Origin of the sequence: Paenarthrobacter aromaticivorans, assembly GCF_019038615.1 — a bacterium.
Taxonomy (GTDB): domain Bacteria; phylum Actinomycetota; class Actinomycetes; order Actinomycetales; family Micrococcaceae; genus Arthrobacter; species Arthrobacter aromaticivorans.
Window position 1 is genome coordinate 212460 of sequence record NZ_JAHOPC010000007.1, and the last position, 22163, is coordinate 234622.

Sequence of the window (22163 nt, forward strand, 5' to 3'; positions counted from 1 at the left end):
TATCTTGCCGCAACCCACGGACATTATTGACCCATCAGGATGTGAGCCAACGCCCATCGATTCCTAGCTGCGGTTCTCCGGCGGCATGGCGATCTGCAGCTTGCGGACCTTTCCACGTCCCACGATGTACCCGCGGCCCGGGATGAAGTCCTTGCTGATCCTGCCCAGCGATGTGTTCAAGAGGGTATCCCCTTCCACATCTCCAGGGTTAAGCAACAGTCCACGCCTGCCCGACTTGAAGGGTTGGGCCAGGGACCACGCCTGGGACCATGTGGACGTTTCGGACTCACCGACCACCCATTGATCGGCCTTGATGGCAGCCGTGACCAACCGTCCCACGCCCGATTCCGCCAACGTGTCCGTGAACTCCGTCAGGCCCTCGATGAAGATGGCCATGCTGCCCGGGTTGTCCGTGGCTTTGTCGATGAGATCATCCACCACGTCCGAGACCTCGTCCGGCCCCACCAGGGACCTGCTCCAGATGTTCAGGGAGGCAACCGCGGAGCGACGGGACCCGATGTAGATAAGGTCTGTCCGCGGGTTGGACCGCCGCAGGGCGTACGCCAACGTGACCAAGGCAACTGTGCGGCCGGCACCCGGCGGCCCCGCGAGCAAGAGCGAACCCTTGGCAGCGATGGTGGCCGAACCCAGGGTCTCGTCGTCCACGCCAATAACAGGATTGTCCGGGGCGCCGGTGGGCAGGATATCCAAATCCACGAGTTCCGGAAGCCGTTGTATCTGTGGAGCCTGCTCCAGGCCCTGACGCACCATGGCCTGGCTGAGCTTGGACACTTCGCGGGCTTGCAGCGCCAGGTTCGAGTTGCCACCCAGCACGGCCAGTTGGACTTCCAGCCCATCGAGCAAGCCGCGGCCGGGAGGCGAGGCTGCGTTGAGGACGTCCTTGGGCACATCGAGCGTCATGTAGTCGTCTTCGGAGCTAAGACGCAGGACCAATCGTTTTTGGATCGAGGCAAGGAGCGACGCCGGTACAGAGTTGGTTCGGTCACCGCTCACTACCAGGTGGATACCCAGGGGACGTCCATCGGTTGCCAGTTGGAGGAAGATGTCCCAGAGTGCGGACAGGTTGCTGTACTCATAGCCTTCACGGAACGCGGACATACCGTCCACCAGGATGAAGATACGTTTTTCGTCCGGACGGTTTGCGAGTTCACGGTATTCAACAATGGTGGAGGCCCGGACCTCGGCGAAGCGCGCGGCACGGTCATCGGCAACCTCCTTGAGCCAGCGCAGAAGGCGGCCAACCCGCTCGACGTCGTCACCGTTGATGACCTCCCCCACGTGCGGAAGTCCTTCCAGCATCTTCAAACCTGAAGAACCACAGTCAATGCCATACACGTGGACGGGCCCACCACGAGGGGTGACGGCGGCGGCGATGGCGATTCCGCGCAGCGCCGCTGACTTGCCCGAACCACCCGTACCGTAGACGGCCATGTTGCCGTCCTTGTCCGGTTCATAGAACACGGTGGGCTGGTCCTGGTGTGCGGGGTCATCGGCCACGCCCAGCAGGAGTCGCTCGTCCGTGCGTGGGTTTGGCAATTTGGAGAAGTCGTAGGTCATGGCGAGTTCGTTCAGCCACGGCTTGCGTGGAGGTGCAATCGCCAGGAAGTCCGCGGCGCGGATGATGTTGCCGGTCATTCTGGCGATGTCGTTGGGGCCAGCGGGTTCTTCCTCCACAGTTGTGGCAGGCGGTGGCTCCCACGAGGGACCGGATCCGAAGGCCATCTCAACGATGTCGATCCGGGGGCGCTGCGGCTTCTCGGTGGTCCAGCCACCCGCATATCCGGTCTGGAACCCCTGGATGCGGCCGGGGCCGGTTTTCGCCGCACCGCGGCCTGGAATGGAAGGATCGAAGTAGGCTGCCGTGGGGACGCCAAGAATGTCCACCGCATCCACTTCATCTGCCATGCGCAATGCAACGCGAAGGTTCGTGTTTGCCCGCAGATTGTCCTTGATGACGCCCGCAGGGCGCTGGGTGGCGAGGATCAGGTGCAACCCCAGGGATCGTCCACGGGCAGCAACGTCCACCACGCCGTCAACGAACTCAGGAACCTCAGTGGCCAGCGCCGCGAATTCGTCCACGATGATGATGAGGTACGGCGGTGCCTCGGGGTCTGCTTCCCGCTGCAGCGCCAGCAGGTCCTTGGCCTTTTTACGGTTCAGCAGGCGTTCACGATAGTGAAGTTCGGCCCGCAACGAGGTCAGGGCCCTGCGGACCAGGTGCGGAGACAAGTCGGTGACGAGCCCCACGGTGTGTGGCAGGTGGAGGCAGTCGGCAAAGGCAGCACCACCTTTGTAGTCCACGAACAGGAAGCTGACGCGGTCCGGGCTGTAGGCTGCTGCCATTCCCATCACCCAGGACTGAAGGAACTCCGATTTACCTGCGCCAGTGGTTCCGCCTACGAGGGCGTGGGGTCCTTCGTTCTTGAGGTCCAGGTAGAACGGTTCAACGCCTTTGGAGCCAACCAAGGCACGCAGGCTTCCGTTGTCCTTGCGGTTGGGCACTGCCGTGGCATGGACTGAATTGTTCTCCTGCCAGCGTTCGGCAACGGCCTGCGGGTTGTCCATCAGTTCCTTGCCGATCAAGGTGGCGTAGGAAACGGCACGCGGGAGGTCCGAATCGTCCTCGAGCGGATTTCCGACATCCACCAACGGCGACATCATGCGCGCCAGCTGTGTGGCGAGACCGGCGTCGAGGCTTTCGCAGCTTACAGGGTAGGTGTGGCGGCCAAGCCGTACCTGGCCGGTAGTGGTGCCGTGATCGCCGTCGACGGAGAGGAAGTCCCGGCAAGCAGCAGGCAGGGACTGCACATTCGCTGCCACCCACATGACGTGCACCCCGAAGTCCGGGCCGCGTTCCACCAGCCGCGTCAGCCGTCCCCGGTCCACCGGTGCATCGTCCTCAACGACCACCAGGACAGCAGGTACCACGGGGCCGGGAATCTCTTCGTGCTCGTCCTTGAGCGCGGGGCGTGGCTGCGCCCCGGGCTCTTTGGCCTGGGCCTCGCGCTGCTCCACAAGGTCTTCCAGGCGGGAGAGCAGCGAGGTGCCGGCAGCAGGGCCGGCGGCCAGATGGTCCCCGGAGAGCGGGCTGTGGCCGGAACCAACGTGCGGGAGCCACTGCAGCCAGTCCCAGCGCTCACGCGAGCGGGCCGAGGTCAGTGCAGTCAACACCACCTCCGCGGGCGAGTGGAGTCCCACCAGCTGAAGCACCATGCCCCGGGCGACATCGTCCACCACGTTGCGGTCCCCTGCCACGCCGAACGAACCCGAAGTACGCAGCTGGGACACGATCGGCACGCCATCAATGACGCGGACCTGCTGCAGGCATTCCTGGATTTCCCTCATGTACCGGGGTTCGGTTTCGTTGGCCCCGGGTTCTTCGAACTGAATCCGAGAGGGCGAAGATCCGAGTCCGAACCGGACACCAAGGAAATGCTGATGCTCAGGACGGTTGGTCCACAGGAGCGGGCCGAGTTTGTAGATCGCATCCACGGTATCGCTCACCGACGGCGCTTCCTGAAGGCGCACGGCCCGTTCAATGTTCTGTTGCCGGTCAATGTCCTCCCGGAACGCAAGCATGGAAGCCTGGAATTGCTTATGGCCTTCCTTCGCCTGGCGCTTGCTCTGCATCTTGTGATCCACATAGTGGCCAACGATGAACAGCGGCATCATTGCCATGAAAAGCACCGAGAGCAGGTTCTGGGTGAATGCGAAGAGGACGCCACCCATCAGCAGCGGCGCGATCAACATGATGTACGGGAATGGTTGGTGTTCAGGGCGTTTGGGCCCAGCCGGCGGCACACGTTTGGGAGACTCAAACCTCGGCAGCACACGCGGCGAGCGGTTGAAATCGACCAGCGGCGATGATGGGCCGCCTCCATGGTTCCGCGACAGTGAAACAACCCCAACGGTGGTATCGCCCAGGGTCACCGTATCCGAGGATTCAAGCGTTGCCCGGGTGACCGGCAAACCTTCCATGAGGAGTCCGTTGGCCGAGTTCGTGTCCACGATCTCCACAGTCTCGCCAACGGTGATGCGTGCGTGGCGCTTGGACGTCAGCGGATCCGAGAGGCGGATGTCGGCGTCCCTGTCCCGGCCAATGTAGCTGGTACCGAATGGCAGCGAAAATTCGCGTCCGACGTCGGGCCCTGACATAACGCGCAGGGTCGCCGCGGCAGGTCCACGGTTTTGGCCGTTGGTACCCCCGTTGCCGTTCGACGCAAACTGCTCGCTCACCTGCGCAAGCGAAACCTTGGAACCGGGCCGCAGGCCGGACTCGAGCAGGTTGTCCGAGGGCCTGAGGACATGGCCGGACAGCCCGCCGCCAACGAACGCTTCGTCCACGCTGATGGACAGGTTCGACGGCGGTTCAGTGCCCTTGCGCGCGGGGTCGGCAGCCCACAGTTCGGTGGCGATGTCCGCCACCGTTGCGCGACCATCCACGGTAACGGCGAGGTCCTTTGCTTCCGCGGGGTCTCGCCGCAAGGTCAAGCGGAACTTCATGCTTCGTCTGCTCCAGTCATGGTTTCCAGAAGGTACAGGTCCGCGGCAGTCACCAGGTGTGAGGTCACGGCGTGCTCCACCAAGCGGGCGCGGCGGTTGGTGGCGAGTTTGCCGGCGCCACCACGCAGGCCCACGACGCCCACGCGGTCCAACTTGTCGCAGACGTTATCCAGCTTGCGATTGAAGCGGGTCAGGGCCCAACCAAGCCTCTTGGCTGCCTGCGCCGAGGACGGAATCGCGCTGAACCCGGTGCCATCCCGGCGCAGCATGGGCTCAGCGAGGGCGACGATCAGTGCTTTCTGCGAGTCGGTAAAGACGACAGGGCCTATGGTGGTGTCCCCCGCTTGGTCCTCGTCCCTGGCTTCATGCCGGAACGAGGGCGTCTTCAAATGCACGGCGAACTCATAAGTGGTGGGCCCAGCGGTGAAGATGACATTGGTGTGGCTGAAAACGAGCGGAATCCGGGCGCCGGGAGCCAGCCAAGCCTGCATGCCGCCCGATCCGTCCGCGACGGTTGCAGAGAGCATGCTGCCTACGTTGCTCAGCCACCACATGCCGTCATAACGTGCAATCTGCAAAAAGCGCCGGTGCAGGTACGGGTTGTCGTCGACCTCCAGGTCGCCTTCCCGACCGATGTCAAAGACGTCTTCGTCGGATGGTTCGTACCATTCGCCACAGAAATCTATTGCTAGATCCCCCATGATCTGTGCCTCCTCAGTCGGCTGTAAGTGTGTGTCATGCGGCCGCTTCTAGTCCACGCAGGCGATGGAACCCTCGCCCCCGGACGAGGCACTGCCATCAGCGCGGACAATGATCACCTGGATGCAGAGTGGCGATTCCGTGCCATAAGCCCGTGCGCGAGGCTCCTTTTCGGAGGTGCTGTAGTCACTTTCGGTGAGGACGACAGTCCTGTAACGCCACTTGTAGGTATCACCGTCCTTGGGCTGCGGGTTCTTCCACTTGAAATCAGCGAAGTCCGGATTTTTGGGGTCCCGGGTGCCGATCAGCCCCTCCACATCCGGAACCCCGCCATCTCCCAAGGCATCCACGGGGGATTTGCTCCCGCTCTCCGTGGGGACAACCTTCGGCTGCGCCTGGGCACCCAGCACCACACCCACAACAATCGCGACAACCAAGACTGCGGCGCCCGTCGCCGCCAGCCAGAGGTTGCGTTTGCCGTGGTCGGCAACTGCGGCTTCCTCCGGGCTGTCGGTGGGGGCCTGCACAGCGTAGCGGGCCACCGTCGCGTCTACTTCATGTTGCCGGCCCGAAGGCTGCCAGCCGCGAAGGACCGTGGACTCGGCGGGGTCGGGTTCAGGCGTGCCAGGCTGAGGAGCGTGGAACGGCGGATAGGTGTGTGCCGAAGGAACCTGCGGTGGCTGCGACCGGGGAGGTGACGGCTGCGGGTGTGCGCTGCTTCCGGGAACAGTGGCGCTTCCTGGAACAGTGGAAGGGAAGGTCCGTGCCGGGAACGTGGGAGCCGAGCCGGTTGTAGCCGTCCCGGGCGCGTCCGGATCAATGGACGCGATGCTCCTGACCCTGGTTTCTTCGTAGGTGTCGTCCGGGTGCTCGTCGCCGTGCGCTTGTTCTTCGAGCACCTCAAAGGGCGTCACGGACAAGTTCAGCTCTGTCTGGATCCGCTGCAACGCCAAGGCAAAAGCGTGGGCCGAGGAATAGCGGGATTCCGGGGACTTCGCCATGGACGTAGCCAAGACGAGTTCCAAGGACTCCGGAACGTCGGCACGGCCGAGCCTGGGCAGCGGCGAATTGGTGATGCGGGAGATCAGTTCCCGCTGCGAGTTGTCCTGGCCAGGAAGGACAAACGGTGAACGACCCGCAAGGAGCGTGTACAGGGTGGCACCGAGGGCCCAAATGTCCACTGGAACGCCGTCAACTGCCCCGCCCCGGAATTGCTCCGGCGGTGACCACGGGATGGACATTCCGGCGTCGTCCTCGGTATCGGCCCCAATGGTCCCGGAAATGCCGAAGTCGGTGAGGGCGGGACGGTTGTAGTCGGTGACCAGGATGTTTGCGGGCTTAATATCCCGATGCACGATGCCAGCCCTGTGCGCGGTCTCGACGGCGGATGCCACCTGGATGCCGACGGCCAGGACCTCATCCACGCTGAAGCGCTGGCGGCGGTAGCGCACATCGAGGCTGGGCCGGGAGCAGTACTCCATGGCCAGGTAGGAATGGCCGCTCTCCGTGATTTCCGCCTCGAAAATCGTCACGATGTACGGGTGCGAGGACAACTGCGCCATCAGGTTCGCTTCGGACTCGAAACGGCGGCGTGCACCCTCGGTCTTCAAGTCGGACAGCAGCACCTTGACGGCCACTTTACGGCGCGGCCTGTCCTGCTCGTACAGGTACACGTCAGAGAAGCCACCTGAGCCCAGCAGGCTTACGTACTTGAAGCCGGGAATCGGTGGAGGCGGCGCGGGGGGCCTCTTGGAACTCAAAGAATCTCCTCGAAACGCAATGAAATGTCGTCGCCCAATTCAGCGATGTCGCCGTCCAAAAGGATGGCCATCTCGTTTTGGGCGAGTCGGCGGGGTGCTTGGCCTTCTCGAATGAGCACTGTTCCGTTCGTCGCTTTGAGGTCGCACAGCATGACGTGCCAACCCTCCAACCGAACCTCGACGTGTGAGCGGGAAATGTCCCCTCCGGGGCTCTCCACCTGGACCAGTCGTGGCATGGTGCCGCCCTGCACGCGGGACACTGACGGCTGCCTTCCAATGATGAGTGACTGGTCCAAATCGATCAGCTCACCAGTGGATAACCGCATCCTGCCCAAGCGGGGTCGCGGGACCTGAAGCGAATCACCGGATAGCGCGAAACCACACGTGGCACATTGAGAGTACGTGGGCGGGTTGGCATGACCTTGGGAGCACACCCGCGCTAAAACGCTGGGACCGTTGCCGGTCGGGGCATCCTTCGGTGCAACCTTGGGCTCGGCACCTTGTGCGTCCTGGCCGGCGATGCTGCTCTTCATGATCGTCTGGCCGTCATGGTCAGCATCCTCCGCCGCGGGGACGCTATCCAAGCGCGGACTATTCATGGGCATGGTGGGCCGAAGCGCTGGCATCGACGCCAAACCCGCCGGGGCAGACTCCCATCCCGCCGGAACCTGAGGCGCAGGCCGGTTGCCATTCGCTGAAGTGGAAGGGGCTTGTGGCGGAGCAATCGATTCGGCCCGGCCCTCAGGGGCGGGTACTTCGCCGGGGCTGCGCAGCCAGGGAACGGACTCGATCAGTGCAGGCACATGCCCGACGCCGGATCCACCGTCCGCTGCCTTGTCACTTCCCGCTTCGGCCGACCCAGGCGCGGGACTTGGTGCCGAAGCTGACATTGGTGCTTCTGACGTGGGTGTTTCCGAGCCCGATGTTTCTGATGCCGGAGTTTGTGCCGCAGGGGCATGGGCCGCCGGAGCATCGTGATCGTCAGATTCGTCGTCCACGCGCACAGCTGCGTCTTCGATGTTGCGCACCACCGTCTTGTCCCAAAGGTGGTCATAGTTGGTGGTGGTCTCCAGCGAAGGAATTATGGGATCCGTGGTGCTGGTGTGGACGGGAACGCCCGAGGATTCTTCAGCGCTTTCGGGCTGTTCAGTGCTCTCGGGGTGTTCAGTGCTCTCGGGCTGTTCGGGCTGTTCAGTGCTCTCGGCATGACCTTCGGAATGTCCGGGCGCGATGGTGAGACCCAGGTCTGCGTCGGCGTAGCCAATCATGGTTTCATCGGACACCACAGCCGGCGCCGGAACATTCACAGCGCCGGGTTGGAGCACCACCTCGAGGGAGGCAAGGAGAACCACGCCCTCCCCCAGCGGCAAGCTGCCGCCCGGCGTCGAGGTTTTACCAGCTTTTGCCGGGATACCAAGGTTTGCCGGGACGGAAGGGGAACGCGTTCCCGAGCCTATCCGCAAGCTGTATGAATCAGCGCCGGTGAGCCGGCGCTCCGTCCAGGTAGTCACGTCCCGTCCAGAGAGCACCTCGTCCCCGGCGGACATTTTCACAACGAGTTCAAGGTCGCCGCGAAGAAACACGCGCAGCGCGTCCTTGGAGTCGATGATTCCAAAGGGTGGGATGCGGCTGAGGGAAACCCCGAAAGCCTCGGTCACTTCGTGGAGGACCTCATGGGCTTCAGGCGCGGACGCTAGAAGTTCCCACACCGAATCGATCAGGGCAGGCGACGTGTCGGGGCCCAACAGCACCACAGTGCCCTGACGCACGACGCCGAACCAGTCACCACGCTGGTATCGGGCGTGGGGTGGGTTGTTAGTGCTTGCCATCTACGCCCTCCTCCTGGTCAGTTCCTGTCACCCAGGCCCTGGGGAGGGTGTCCTCCTCCACCTCTGATTCGCTCTCCGGGCGCGGCGCGGTGGTGGCGATGCCGGCGTCGTTAAGGACGTTCTTGGCGTCAACCACGATCACCGTGACGTTGTCCCGTCCGCCGCTGCGCAGGGCAGCCTGGATCAAAGCATCTACTGCGTCCTGCGGGTGGGCCACGGTGCTGAGGATGCGGAACAGATGGTCATCCCCCAGTTCGCCGTTCAGACCATCGGAGCAGACCATGATCCGGTCCCCCTCCTGAATGGGCAGCAACCAGAAGTCCGCCTCGGTTTCGTCGCCAGTGCCCAAAGCGCGGGTGACCACATGCCGGCGCGGATGAACGGCCGCTTGCTCGGCCGTGATGTCACCGGAGTCCACCAGTTCCTGGACTTCTGAATGGTCCACGCTGATCTGGGCGAAATGACCCTGGCTGAGGCGATACGTCCGGGAATCCCCAATGTTCATGACCAGCCAATAGGGAACGCCCATCTGTTCCACCACCACGACGCCGGAGAGCGTAGTCCCCGCGCGCGCTCCTGTGGCTTCGCGGATGCTGGCATCGGCCTTCAAGAGGCACTCCTGCAGGTCCGCTGCCGAAGCCGAACGGACCCCTGCCGCCAGGACAGGGGAACTGCCCAGGGTGCGCACACACACGCCACTGGCGATCTCGCCTGCCTCATGGCCCCCCATGCCATCGGCCACCGCGAAGACGGGATCCGATGCAATGAAGGAGTCCTCGTTCAGTTCGCGGCGCAGTCCGCGGTCCGTCCCGTATCCATAGCTGAGTTGAAAGGAGGATCCAGCGGCGTTGGCATCCGCATCGGCGGGACTGGCCGGCTGTGAGTTCATGCTTGTCCTAGGTGGAAGGAACGGTCCCCGAAGTGAACGGTGGAACCTGGTCTGACGAAAACTGCTTCCCCCGGATGAAGCCGGGTCTGGAGGCCATCGGGCGTAGTGACGGCACTGCCATTGGTTGAGTTGCGGTCTGTAACCCACACACCATCGCCATCAACCCGGAGATGCAAGTGGGTCTTGGAGATGGACCTTCCTGGATCCGAAACGGCCAGCAACTGCTCGGCAGCTTCCCCAGGCTGGGGTGCCGGATTGCGGCCAACCAGAACGGTTCCACCGAGTTCCACATTCTGGCCGTCGTCAACACGGATCCGCAGCACGGCCTCCGCCCGGGCAGTTCCGGGCCGCATCTGCGTCCTCTCCACGTCATCGTCCGGGTGCGCAGGGGCAACAGGAGCTGGCTGCTGAACCGCCTGCGCCGTCCCTGCCGGAGCCTGCTGCGAGTGAGTCCCAGGACGCGGGGCAGCAGGAGGACGCCACTGGTTGGGATTGTGGGAAGGTTGCGCTGTTGGCATTGGGGCTGGGGTGGGTGCTGGAACAGGGTTTGCCGTTGCTGGTGCGCCGGACGTTGCTGATGCCCTGGACATTGACGGCATGGGTGACACCACTGGCTGCACGGGCGGTAGCTCGACGGGCGCGAAACTGTAAGGCCCCTGGATCCCTCCAGTAGCAACCGGGTTGCGGCCTGCGTGGACATCGAACACCAAGGACTTCGCAGCTTTGTCATGCCAGCCACGCAGCTTGCCGTTCTTGTCCCAGGCATTGGAAACAACCACCAGGACGGCCCAAACCACACCTAGGACCATGAGCGGGAGGGCGATCCACAGGACCAATCCAAGCAACCCAAGCCCCAACAGCACGGCGCCGAGGATTGCCCCCAGCAGGAGGAGCCCGCCCGTGAGAATGCCACGGACAAAGACCACACCCCCGCCCGGAGCGTAGCCGTCGGCATCGGCACTTCTGATGCCCATCAGTTGATTACCAATGGTGTTTCCAGACCGGGCTTCGATTCCAAGAAGTACAAACACGTACACGACCGTGACACCGAGGCCGATGCTCCCCAACAGGACCAGCAGAGCGGTGTCGTAGACGATAAAGCCGTTCCGCCGGGTTTGGGTGATGCCCGCGATGCCAAGTGCGAAGGTGGTCGCCAGGACGGCCACAGGTCCCAACCAGTCCAGCACTGCCGCACCGAGGCGTTTTCCCGCGGATGCCGGTACCAGGTCGAGCTGTGTAGTCATTGTGGTCCCTCCCCCTGGCCCCGGATGTACGTTTGCAGCTGCTTCACGTCCCGGCTGCATCGGTGCTGTTGACGCCGGCACTACCGAGATACTACCGGCATCGGGCAGGCCTTGCCGGGTTGCGAAGTCGAGGGCGGCAGCCTGGGCACGGTTGACGTTGCGTTCCTTCCGGGCTCCACGATTGGTCAGCGGCGATCCACAATGAGTACAAAAAACTGCGCCGGGACGCACCGGGTGTTTGCAGGCCGGGCACAGCTCAGCTTCACTACTCATCAATGCTGCCCTTCTTCTTGAACAGGTTGCCGGCGGTGAACTTGCCACCCTTCGTGGGGTCCGGGGGTGTCTGTTCCCGTCGGCGCAGCGCGGCCCTGCCATCGGAAAGCAACGATCTAGGCGAGAACCTGGCCTGCTGCCGCTTCCAGAAACCAACGCTTCCGGTGATGTCCTCAAGCGAGGAATCCACGATTTCCCAGTACTCCTTGACTTCTTCCTCGCTGGGTTGACCCGCTCCGAAGACTGCGGCGTCAGCCCTGTGCGCCAGCATCGTGGTGGTAGTTCCGGTCACCGGGAATGCCTCCGCGATGACGGTGGCCGATTCCCGCCGCGTGGACTTGTTGTCTATCGAGGCGCCCATGTCGGTGGCAAGGCTCAACACTTCGTTCCACCCACCGCCCACCCGCTGGGCGGGGTGGCCATCACGAAAACGTGCCTTCCGGCGTCGTGATTTGAGCAGAAGGATCAGCAGGAGCGGCACGGCGAGAATTCCGAGCGGAATCATTGCCACGCCGATCGCGGCCAGCAGCGGCCCCCAGAACAGCCACGGGTTGTTTTTCTTCTCGTCAGCATCCAAGGCATCCGGGGTGGAGTCCGGCGGGAGGTCCGCGGGCTCCTGCGGCGGGGGCGGCGGCTGCAGCACCTGCGGCTTGGGCTTGGACTTGTTCTCGGGGTCCGGCGGGATGGGTACGTTGTCCTTGGGCGGGGTGGGATCGAACGACACCCAGCCGACGCGGTCGAAGGCCACTTCCACCCAGGCGTGCACGTCCTTGCCCGTGATCTTGACGTCCCCTGCACCGTTTTCCGGGCTCTTGGGATCGGGATAGAACCCCATGACGACGCGCGAAGGGATGCCGAGGTGACGCAGCATGAGCGACATAGCCACAGCGTATTGTTCGTCGTCGCCCAGCATTTGCTTGGCGGAGAGCAGGCTGCGAACGCGTGCTGCACTGTGACCAGGCAAACTCGGCAACTGGCCATCAACCACGAGGCCGTTACTGAACGCCCCGCTCTTCTGGAAGTGGGCTTCGATCTGCCGAACACGGTCGATTGCCGTGGGAGCGTCAGCCGAGAGCTCGTTCGCCTGCGAGGCGACGATCGGCGGTACTTCCTGGGCTTCGGGCAACGTGAGCTTGGCGAAGTCGTACTGCGTCAGCTGGCCATGTTCAAGAGTTCCCGGATCAGAAACCTGGACCGTGTAGTTGTCGCCCTTTGCCAGGCCCTTGGTGGTCACTGCGGTATCGGTGCCGGCGTTGAAGTACAGTCCCGACGCCGCCCCGGAGCTCTCCAGGAAGCTCATACCTGTGGTGTGGCGGCCTCCTGGGACAAAGTATCCCTGGTAGTCCTCGATGTTGATTTCCAGCGTGTAATTGGTTCCGGCTACGGGGCTTCCCGTATCGGCCAGCGTGTTCAGCGAACGGGCATCACCCACCTTGCTGAAGTTGCCGGAACTGTTGGGATCCATGGTGTAGTTCAGGCCGTTAAAGGCATCCAGCGCCGCGAGTCGCACGCGCGCGTCCTTGGGTAGGCCCTTCACAGTGAACAGCGTGTGGTCTTTCTCGTCCTTCACGAAATTCCGGAAGCTCGCAAGCGGCGTGATGTAGTCGCGGGGGTCGAACGGCGGAACGATCGTGTTGCGCAGTACCTTCCGGTCGTCGCTGGCGGTCACCAAAGGCGAAGCGACTGCGGTGATCCCGACGGCGGCGACCACCACGGCAGCAGCAGTCCCCAGGCGGCGAAGCTTCCCGCGGCGGGCCGCACCGGCGTCGGACTCAGCCCTGTTGGCCGAAACGGTCTTGGTGCTGCTCTGCCGGAATGCGTCACGGCGGAACGTCGCCCAGACAATCGAGACAATGGTCAAGGACACGCCGCGCTCCACATTTAGGAAGCCCGCGCTGGTACTGAAGGCGATGCCGGTGACGAAAAGGACCAGCACCGGCAACAGCGGCCAATACGGGCTCTTCAGGCGCCAGGTCAACAAGCCCGCAGCCAGTGCTGTGATCAGCGAGCTGAGGAACGGCACAATGAGCATGCCGTTGGCCGTGCCCACGGGCACGCCCACCGTGAGCATGTCCTTCCACGCAAAGACGATCCCCAGCAGCAAGATCCGCAGCGAGTCCAGGCTCGGCAGGAACCCGAGGACGGCTGAGTCGGGCACTGCCAGTGCCGAACCGAACAGCATGTACGCGCCGAAACCCAGTGCGGTGGTGATCAGCAGTCCCAAGCGAAGGTGCGCGTTCAGGATCGCGATGCCGAGTCCCAGGAAAATGCCGCCCAGGCCCGCGATGATGTAATGCGGATCGCCACCGAAGCTCAGGCTGAAGCCAAGCACGCCCAGGAACAGCAGGACCACCAAGGCGCCGCAGTCCACGGCAAAATGCCAAAGGGGCCGGCCATCGGCGAAGACCGAGCCAGCGCTGGCGCGCCTGGCGCCGCTGGTGTCCCTGCGGCGTGCGCGAAGATTTGGTGCGGTGCTCATGCTGCCGCCTTTCTCAGCACGATTGCCAAGTCATCGAGGTCGCCAACGGTGAGGACCGTCAGGTCTGCAATGTTGGCCCGCGACGGCGCCGCTCCGGGTTGGACGCGGACGGCCAGGCTGCGGACACCCGGCGGAACGGACGCCGCCGCGGTGCGAAGCTGCGTGGCCGTAACATGGCTCCCCGCCACGAAAAACACCACGGATGCGTTGGGAACGGTGTCCGAGAGGTTCCGGGCGAGGTCGACGGCGGTCTTCCGTAGGGGTGCCCCCACAATCCTGGTCATGTCGTCCAGCAGGTTGCGGCCAGTTTCACAGCGGAGCGGTCCCTTTTGCGTCAGGACGTCCAGCTCACGCTGCTCCCGGATGGCTTGTCGGCCGATGGAGGCGGCAACGGAAATGGCCATTTCGAATTCGGGTTCGGAATCGTACTCGTCGGTGTTGATGGAGAGCGAAATAGCCAGGTGCGCTCGGCGCGTTTCCTCGAACTGCCGGACCATAAGTTTGTTGGTGCGGGCCGTGGTCTTCCAGTGAATGTGACGGCGATCGTCCCCGGGAACGTAGTCGCGCAGTGCGTGAAAGGACACATCGGCACTGGAAAGTTCCGTGGTGGGCATGCCTTCAAGGTCTCGGATGAAGCCGGCAGCCGAGCCTCCCAACGGTACCGTGCGTGGGTGGACGAAAAGGTCCACCGGCTCAGTCCAGAGCACGCGCCGCCGCAGTAGATGGAGCGGGTCAGCACGCACGGATCGTACGGGACCGACAACAATCACAGCGCGCCGCGCCGTCGGAATGGTGAAAAGGTCCTCATGTACCTGGGCCGGCTTCATGCGGGGCAAGTGGAAGATAGCGGTCGCGGCGCCCACCGGCAACTCCAACGCCGCGGGCAACAACGGCCTGACCGAAACGTTGGACACGGCGATGCTACCCACGGCGTCGTCCCCCACTGCCACGCGGGTTCGGGCCAGATCCAGGACAACGCCGTAAGCCGAGCGGCCCACGATGAAGCCCACGGCCAACACAAAGAGCAGGAAAGCAACCATCGCGGCAGACTTCGCCTCTTGCCACCCCCAGGCCTGCCCGGCGATCCACAGCCCAATAGCCGCAGCAAGGACCACCCAGCCGAGCACGCTCACCACGGAAAGGACAGGCCAGGCGAAGCGAAGCCACAGCTCCCGCACCTTGGCCCATGCCGGCGCGACAAACTCGCCCGCCGTTCCCACAGCTTCAGCCCATACGGCCGAGGGATGGAGTTTGCCGGGTTTCTGGATGCCGGGTTTGCGCTGCCAGGCACCGACTACTTTGTTAAGCGTTCGCACAGCCCTATGCGCTCGCGCGTTGCTGCGGGGCGGCGACGTCGGCCAGGACACGCGTGAGCACGACCTCCGGCGTCGCGCCGGAGAATTCGGCCTCGGGATCCATCACCAAACGGTGCGTCCAGACCACGGGGGCAAGTTCCTTGATGTCATCCGGAAGGACAAAGTTGCGTCCCTGTCCGGCTGCCCAAACTTTCGCGGCGCGAACCATGGCCAAGGCACCACGGACCGAGACGCCAAGGCGGGTCTCGGAAGCGTTGCGCGTCTCTTCGCAGAGCCGTGAAATGTATTCCAGCACTGCAGTGTCCACGTGGGTGGTGGCGGCGAGGTCCGCCATGTCAGCCACGGCCTGGGTGGTGATGATGGCAGTGAGGTCCTTGGAACGGTCCTTCAAGTTGGCCCCTCCCAGGAGCCTTACAGTGGAGGCGTGGTCCGGGTAGCCGATGGACGTTTTGATCAGGAATCGGTCCAGCTGCGCCTCGGGCAGGCGGTAGGTACCGGCCTGTTCAATCGGGTTCTGCGTAGCCAGGACCATGAACGGACGGCCTGCCTCGTACGTGGTGCCATCCACGGTGACGCGGGATTCTTCCATGACCTCCAGCAACGCCGACTGGGTCTTCGGCGAGGCACGGTTGATCTCATCGGCCAGGACAATGTTGTTGAAGACCGGGCCCTTGTGGAACTCGAACTTCTGGGTCTTTTGGTCATAGATAGTCACACCCGTGACGTCCGAAGGCAGGAGGTCCGGAGTGAACTGGATGCGGTTGTGGGAACCCTGGACTGTCGCGGCCAAGGCACGGGCAAGGGAGGTCTTGCCAGTACCCGGCGCATCTTCAAACAGGACGTGGCCTTCAGCCAGCATCGCCGTGAAGGTGAGCCGGATCACGTGGTCCTTGCCCAGAACGGCCTGGCCCACGTTGGCAACGAGCTTCTCGAACGTTTCTGCAAACCACGCGGCCTGCTCGTTTGTCATGGTCATTGGGTTCAGTCCTTATCTGGGTATGACGGGTTGGGATGATGTGTGGTGGGCAATTCAGCAACCGCCTGGCCGGGGTCCGTAGAGATCCACCGTGGTGGACTTGACGAACCAGCCGTCCTTGGCAGTGCCCTGTAGCCGGTACCAAGGGGTGCCGTTGCCGTAGATGTCTTTGGTGCAATTGATGGTGATCTTGCCCCAGGAGCGCTCCACCCAGCCGACGCCGCAACTGGCAGGGCTGCCCGGAGTGTAGGAGTCCGGCAGACCGGGCTTGCCCGGGCAGGTGCGGACACTGCTGGCGTCCACCTGGATCTGTGACGCTGGCGGCGGTGGGGTGGGGTCGTCGCCGCTGGTGGAGTTGGCGCTGCCGGCCGGTCCGGCCACAACAGTCACTGCCCTGACCTTCAGGTTGCGTGTGTTGTTCCATCCACCACCGGAGGCATCAAAGCTCGTGGCCTTACCCACGCCGTTCCAGCCGCCACCGTCCAGGCTGACCTCGTAGTGATCCAGGGGCCGGCCGTTCATGGATGGGTTGTTCCACGTCCAGTGCACCTGGCCATCGCCCTTGGCGGACTTTCCACCGTTGACGTTCGGCGCGTTCGGAGGCCCATAGGGGTTCCCCGTGCCGATTGCCTTGGCATCACTGGACATGCCGTTCTTCACTGAAGTGGCAATGATGTTGACCACCACGTTGGTGCCGTTTGGCTGACCGCCGATGTCTCCGCCGCCACGGCCAATCGGACCCGAACCGTAGGCAGTCTGCCAGCGGTAGGTGATTTCGTTGTCCTGCGAGCCATTGCGTTCCGCGGCGGTCAGCGGTGTAAATGCCACCCGGAGCTGTCCACTGGTGCCGGTTGCGGTGACCGAACCGCTTCCTACCGTGCCGGGTTTGCCCGCAGCACGAATAGCAGCCGACTGCTGGCTGACTCCGCTGACACCGGCCTTGTTGGTAGCCGAAACCGTAAAGGTGTAGTCAGCTTCAGCGTTTGCCACGGTGACATTCTGCGATGTCGCGGCTACAGACTGGGAACCCACGACGGCGCCACCCCGGTAGGTGGTCAGCGTGTAGGCAGACACGGGGTCGCCATTGTTGTTCGGTGCTACCCAGCTGACCTTCAGCTGGCTCTGGCTGCCCACTGATCCTGCGCCGGACACGGAGGGAGCAGCCGGTGTTGCCGGTACCCCCGCCGGAGTTTCCGCGGCGGAGTAGGGACTCCATTCCGAGGGTTCTTTGGCATCGTTTCTTGCCAGGACACGGACCTTGTAGGCAACGCCGTTCGTCAGGCCTTTCCAGACGTAGCTTGCACCGGTGAGGTTCTGGATCTGGGGATTCTGGCCCGCAGGAGCCGGGGAGATCTCAAGATCGTAGGACTTGACGGGCGAGCCCTTACTGGCTGGCGGGACCCAGGCTACGGACAACTGCTTGTCCCCGAACTTGAGCGTCGGTGCCACGGGGGTGTCCGGTTTGACGTCGGGTCGAACCTCCGCGGACACCGGCGAGCGATCGGACTCATTGATGGCATTGGTGGCCGTCACTGCGAAGTGGTACTTCGCGTTGTTGGTCAGGCCCGTCAGCGTGCAGGTGTTGGCTGGGCAGTCCTGTTTGAAGCCGCCTTCGCCGTACACCGTGTATTTGGTGATGGGCGAACCACGGTCGGCAGGGGCATTCCAGGTCAGCAAGGCAGTCTGGTCGCCAACGCTCTGCGCAAGCGGGGTCGTGGGAGCAGCCGGCTTGTCCTTCACCGTGAGCCGGATGCGTGCCGTGGCGTACCGCGAGAGCTCCCCGGTCTTGTCCTGCACTGTGTATGCCACAACCATTGTTCCGGTGAAGCCCGTTGCGGGCGTCACTGTCACGTTTCCACCACTGGAATCCGCCGTACCCTGTCCAGTTTCAGTCACGGCCGAGACGATCTTCAGCGGCGTATCGGGGAACGGGTTCGAATCGTTGGCCAGCGCATTCACTGTGACCGGTTTGCCCGATTGGGCATCGGGTTCCACATCATCATTGGCCACAGGTTTGGGCCGGTTGGATGCCGACAGGGAGAGCTTGTAGGTAGCGAGGGCTTCCAGTCCGCGGCGGTCCTTGGCTTTCACCTGGACTGTGCCGCTCTGGCCGATCTGCACCGAATCGTCAGCGGACACCTTGAGTGTCTTGCCGTCGATGTTCACCCGGAAACCGCCTGGCGCCGCGCCCACCAGCTCGTAGCTCATGTTCTGGACGTCGTCGGCATCGGGATCCGAGGTCAGCTTCTCCAGGTCCAGGCTCGCCGAGTCGCCCTTGGGAACCTCAACCTGGCTGCCAAGCAGCGTGGGCGGATTGTTCTTATTGGGGTCCGGAAGCACCTTGGTACGGATGCTGAGCGTGGACTTCAAGCCGTTGGGGTCATCAGGACCTGTTCCATCCGTGACTTCAAAGCTGATGGATCCCGGGCCCACGTATTCTGCACCCGCGGTGTACTTGATTGCAGTGCCACCGTTGGCAATAGGATCGCTGCCGTCAGCCCCGATGAGCTTGATGCGGTCCGCCTGGGTGAGGCGGGGGGAACGTCCACCACGGACCTTGACCCAGTCGGCCAAATTTACGGTGACGGACTGGCCCGATACCAGCTCCACCACCTCATCCTTTGCCAATGTGGGAACCTGCTGCCCGATGCCCGGCACCCAGATGATGGCCGTGGACTTCTGTCCGTCCACGTCCTCCACGGTGTAGGGCACCAGTTGCGGCTGCTCCGTGAGGTCAACGATGACGTTGCCCTCAGAACCGGGCCGTGCCGTCTCCAACCCAGTACTGATCTTGAGGTTCTCCCCCACACCATCGGGGTCTTCGTCGTTCTTCAGGACGGGCACGTCCACGGCCGTCTTCCCGAGAGTCTGGGCCGACGTCACGCGGTCGTCGCGGGCAATGGGCGCCTGCAGGGGGATATCGTTCTTGACGATCACCCGGATGCTGGCCTGGCCCACTGCGTCGCGGTCGTCGGCGACAGAATAGCGGACGTTCACCGTGCCTTCGGCAGCAGGCGCAGTAATAAGGATGCGGCCACTGGTCTTGCTCACATGGGCGTCCAAGCCGGGGTCAGCTTCGATGCCATCGGCCACGATCCGGATCAGATCACCATCCGGGTCAGTGTCGTTGGCAGTAGCATCCACCGCGATCTGCCGGCCTGGCCTGACCTTGACTTCGTCATCCACCGGTGCCGGCTTCTGGTTGTCTTCACCACGCGGCGCCACCCCGACTGTGACAGTTCCCGTGTTAACTGCTCCTTGGCGGTCAATCACTTTGTACCGGAACGTATCGGTACCCGCACCGTCGCCTGCGCCGACGAAATCGATGAAGTTGCTACCCGCCGTCGCGGTTCCCATGCTGGGTGTGCTGTCAATGCCGGTGAGCTGAACCGAGTCGCCGTCGGGGTCAATGCCATCCAACGGAACCGGAATGCGGACGCTGCCGCCAGCCACCACCCGCGCTGTCAGGTTCTTGGGCTGTGGCCGCGAATTCTGGGCGCCTTCCAACGGGAGGATATGGATGGTCACTGCAGCGGCGCTTTTCTGCCCCTGTGGATCCACGGCGTTGTAGATGGCGCGCACGGTCTTGGGAACAGGACCTGCGATAAAGCGGAGCGTGTCTTCGGAAACGAACGCCTTGCCGTCTCCTTCGGCAATGGGCTGGGCCAACACCGGATCAACAGAGAGCTTTTCGCCCTGCGGATGTGTGTCGTTGTCCAGGACGGGAATGGTGACGACGTCGTTGACGCGTACGTTCACTTCGTCGGGTTTTGGCTGGGGAGCCTCGACGACGGCGGGGGCCGGCACCGGGACGACGCCCACCGTTCCGGTGGCCGAGGCGCGGCCGTTGGACATGGTGTAACTGAACACAAAAGGTTCCTTGGCCCCGAGGACGTCAGTGACGCGAAGGACGCTGTGGTCGATCACACTGACCGATGCCGAGGAGCCGTCCGGCACCGTAACCGACTGGAGGACGAGGACTCCGCCGGAAGGATCGGAGTCGTTGGCCAACGGATCAACCAACACGCTTCCACCCACAGGCAGCAAGGCGACGTCGTGGACGGCAACCGGGGCTCCGGCGTCCTTGCCGGACTCCACGTCCACTCGGATCAGGCCCTGGCTGCTTTGTGGTCCGTTGCTGGCGATGTAGCTCAAATACACAGGGCCGGGGGTATTGCTGCGGAACGTGAAGGTTCCGCCGTCGGTGACAGGGCCCAGCTCTGCCGGGCCGGCAGCCTCAACATGGGCCACGCGCAAGGCGCCGCCGTTGGGGTCGACGTCATTCTTCAACGGGGAAATGACCAGGTCCTGGCCCACCACTGCTGTGACGTGGTCCGCGTTGACCACCGGTGCGAGGGCTCCCGGCGGCTGCACGTTCACCACCACCTTGCCTGTGGTGGTGGCGCGGCCGTCCCAGACGGTGATGGTGACGTTCTTTTTCCCCGGCGCTGCGCCGGAATCCTGGTACGTGAGCAACCCGTCCCGGCGGACCTTGACCTGGTCTTGGTCATTGTCAGCCTTGGCGTCCAGCAGGACGAGGTCGTCGCCGTCGGGATCCATCCAGTCGGTAAGGATGTTTTGGCTAACGGATTTGCCCTGCTCCACGAGCATCGTAGTGGGCTCGGCACGCTTGAACAGTGGAGGCTTGTTCTCTTCCGGTGCCACGACGTGCAGCGTCACCTTGCCACCGGCGGACAGGCCACGGCCGTCCGCGGCGTTGTAGTCGAAGACCTCCGTGCCGGGCTTCGCGGTGGGAGGGACCTTGATCTGGAAAGCTGAGCCCCCGTAAATGTTCTCCAGCGCACCCGATTTGGGGCCGTTGGCGCCAACCGAGGCGGTGAGCACATCGCCGTCGGGATCTGAATCGTTGTCCAGGACGCTCAGGACGGAAGTGCGGCCGGGACGTACGCCGAACTCATCGGGTTTGGTCTCCGGCGGGCGGTTCGGCTTGGTACGGTCCGGTAGGACGTTGATGGTGTTGTTGTCCGCGGATTCCTGGTCCTGGTCATCGGATTGATTCTTTGGCGGGACAACATCGTCCCAGTTGTTCACGAGCTGCATGTTCTGGTTGACCAGCCAGACGCTGCCGGAGTTGATGTCGTTGAGGACTACGAGGTCCCGGTTCACGCGGAAGACGTAGCTGGGCGATGCGCTGGCCTTGGGGACATCGTTTTTCTTATCGTCTGCGTCGTTATCGCAATCGCGGACATACTTATTGGCCCCGGCCCACGCTGCGTGGACACATTTGCTGACCTGCACGGGCGCGGCGGGAACTCCCTCTCCGTCCACGTTGACCGTGGCTGCCGTGGACCCGTCCAAAGGCTGCTTCAGGAGGGCTTTGCGCGTAGCGATGGCTACATATCCGCTGTCTTCGCTGCTCTGCTGGAGCTTGGCTTCCCGGGCGTCCTGTAGCTGGAGCTTGCGGCCACCGGGGAGGAAGAGGTTTCCGGATGCGGCATCCAGCACTACCGGCTTGTCGCCCACAACCGCAATCTGCAGATCGCCGGCGCCCTTGAGCTCGTCCACCTTGGTTACTTCCGAGGCAGCCCGTTCGCCATTGGCGTCCACGGTGGTGATGGTGATTTCGCCCTTGCCCGGGTCCGCCGTGTAAATGCGGTTGTCCTGTCCGACGGCTGACACCATGTTCTGCGAGCCCGTGAGGACTGGTTCGGTGGATTCTTCATCGAAGCCGTTCACGGTGGACGGCGAAAGTGCCCACACCTTTCCACGGGCGGGGTCCGTGACCGAGAGGACGCTGGAACCGTAGCTGACCTGCGAGGACGAGGGCAGTTGATTGTCGCCACCCAACTTAAGGTTCGCCGCAGAGACCTGGTTGATGGTGGAGCCGGACTCATCGTCCACAAAAACATTGCCGTCATGCTGCAGGACATCGAAGGTGGTGGTTGCCGGTGTCACGGCTCCATCAAGAACCCGGGAGGGATAATTCAACCGTCCCACGGCGTTCTTGGTCTTGCTCACAACCCACACGCCGCCGTCGTTTAGATCGACCTCGGCCGTCTTGAACCCCGGATAGAGGACTGCGCCCGCTACCAGCAAGGCGCCGGCCGCAGTCACAGCAGTGGCAGATACGAGTTTCCTGTTTCGACGCTTTTTCAGCCCCAGCTTGCCGAAGAAAGATGTCACAGCCCCAAAATTCCCTTGTTGTACAGCCGC

The 22163-nt window shown here is 63.3% G+C and carries 10 protein-coding genes; all 10 read right to left on the minus strand.

The window, feature by feature from the left end; genetic code table 11:
• Nucleotides 1-63: 63 nt before the first annotated feature.
• From KSW38_RS13325 to KSW38_RS13370, 10 genes are read right to left on the minus strand one after another with little or no spacing between them, the layout of a single operon-like run.
• The gene (locus KSW38_RS13325; protein ID WP_216925399.1) at nt 64-4524 is read right to left on the minus strand and encodes a type VII secretion EssC family protein; all 4461 of its coding nucleotides are present in this window, start codon (nt 4522-4524) and stop codon (nt 64-66) included.
• A complete protein-coding gene (locus KSW38_RS13330; RefSeq protein WP_216925400.1) occupies nt 4521-5225 on the minus strand; it encodes a hypothetical protein in 705 nt (234 codons plus the stop codon). Before KSW38_RS13330 ends, KSW38_RS13325 begins: the two co-directional genes overlap by 4 nt.
• Before the next feature lie 48 nt (nt 5226-5273).
• A complete protein-coding gene (locus KSW38_RS13335; protein WP_216925401.1) occupies nt 5274-6983 on the minus strand; it encodes a serine/threonine-protein kinase in 1710 nt (569 codons plus the stop codon).
• Complete coding sequence (locus KSW38_RS13340) at nt 6980-8812, minus strand: hypothetical protein (protein WP_216925402.1); 1833 nt, start codon at nt 8810-8812, stop codon at nt 6980-6982. The genes KSW38_RS13335 and KSW38_RS13340 overlap by 4 nt, the downstream gene beginning before the upstream one ends.
• The gene (locus tag KSW38_RS13345; RefSeq protein ID WP_216925403.1) at nt 8799-9701 is read right to left on the minus strand and encodes a PP2C family protein-serine/threonine phosphatase; all 903 of its coding nucleotides are present in this window, start codon (nt 9699-9701) and stop codon (nt 8799-8801) included. Before KSW38_RS13345 ends, KSW38_RS13340 begins: the two co-directional genes overlap by 14 nt.
• A complete protein-coding gene (locus KSW38_RS13350) occupies nt 9698-11218 on the minus strand; it encodes an RDD family protein (RefSeq protein WP_216925404.1) in 1521 nt (506 codons plus the stop codon). Before KSW38_RS13350 ends, KSW38_RS13345 begins: the two co-directional genes overlap by 4 nt.
• Nucleotides 11211-13697, minus strand: coding sequence for a transglutaminase TgpA family protein (locus KSW38_RS13355; RefSeq protein ID WP_216925405.1), 2487 nt, complete (start codon nt 13695-13697; stop codon nt 11211-11213). Before KSW38_RS13355 ends, KSW38_RS13350 begins: the two co-directional genes overlap by 8 nt.
• A complete protein-coding gene (locus tag KSW38_RS13360; RefSeq protein ID WP_428982385.1) occupies nt 13694-15013 on the minus strand; it encodes a DUF58 domain-containing protein in 1320 nt (439 codons plus the stop codon). The genes KSW38_RS13355 and KSW38_RS13360 overlap by 4 nt, the downstream gene beginning before the upstream one ends.
• A gap of 4 nt (nt 15014-15017) precedes the next feature.
• Nucleotides 15018-15989, minus strand: a complete 972-nt coding sequence (locus tag KSW38_RS13365) for an AAA family ATPase (RefSeq protein ID WP_216925406.1) — start codon at nt 15987-15989, stop codon at nt 15018-15020.
• 54 nt (nt 15990-16043) lie between these two features.
• Complete coding sequence (locus KSW38_RS13370; RefSeq protein ID WP_216925407.1) at nt 16044-22133, minus strand: Ig-like domain-containing protein; 6090 nt, start codon at nt 22131-22133, stop codon at nt 16044-16046.
• Nucleotides 22134-22163 lie beyond the last annotated feature (30 nt).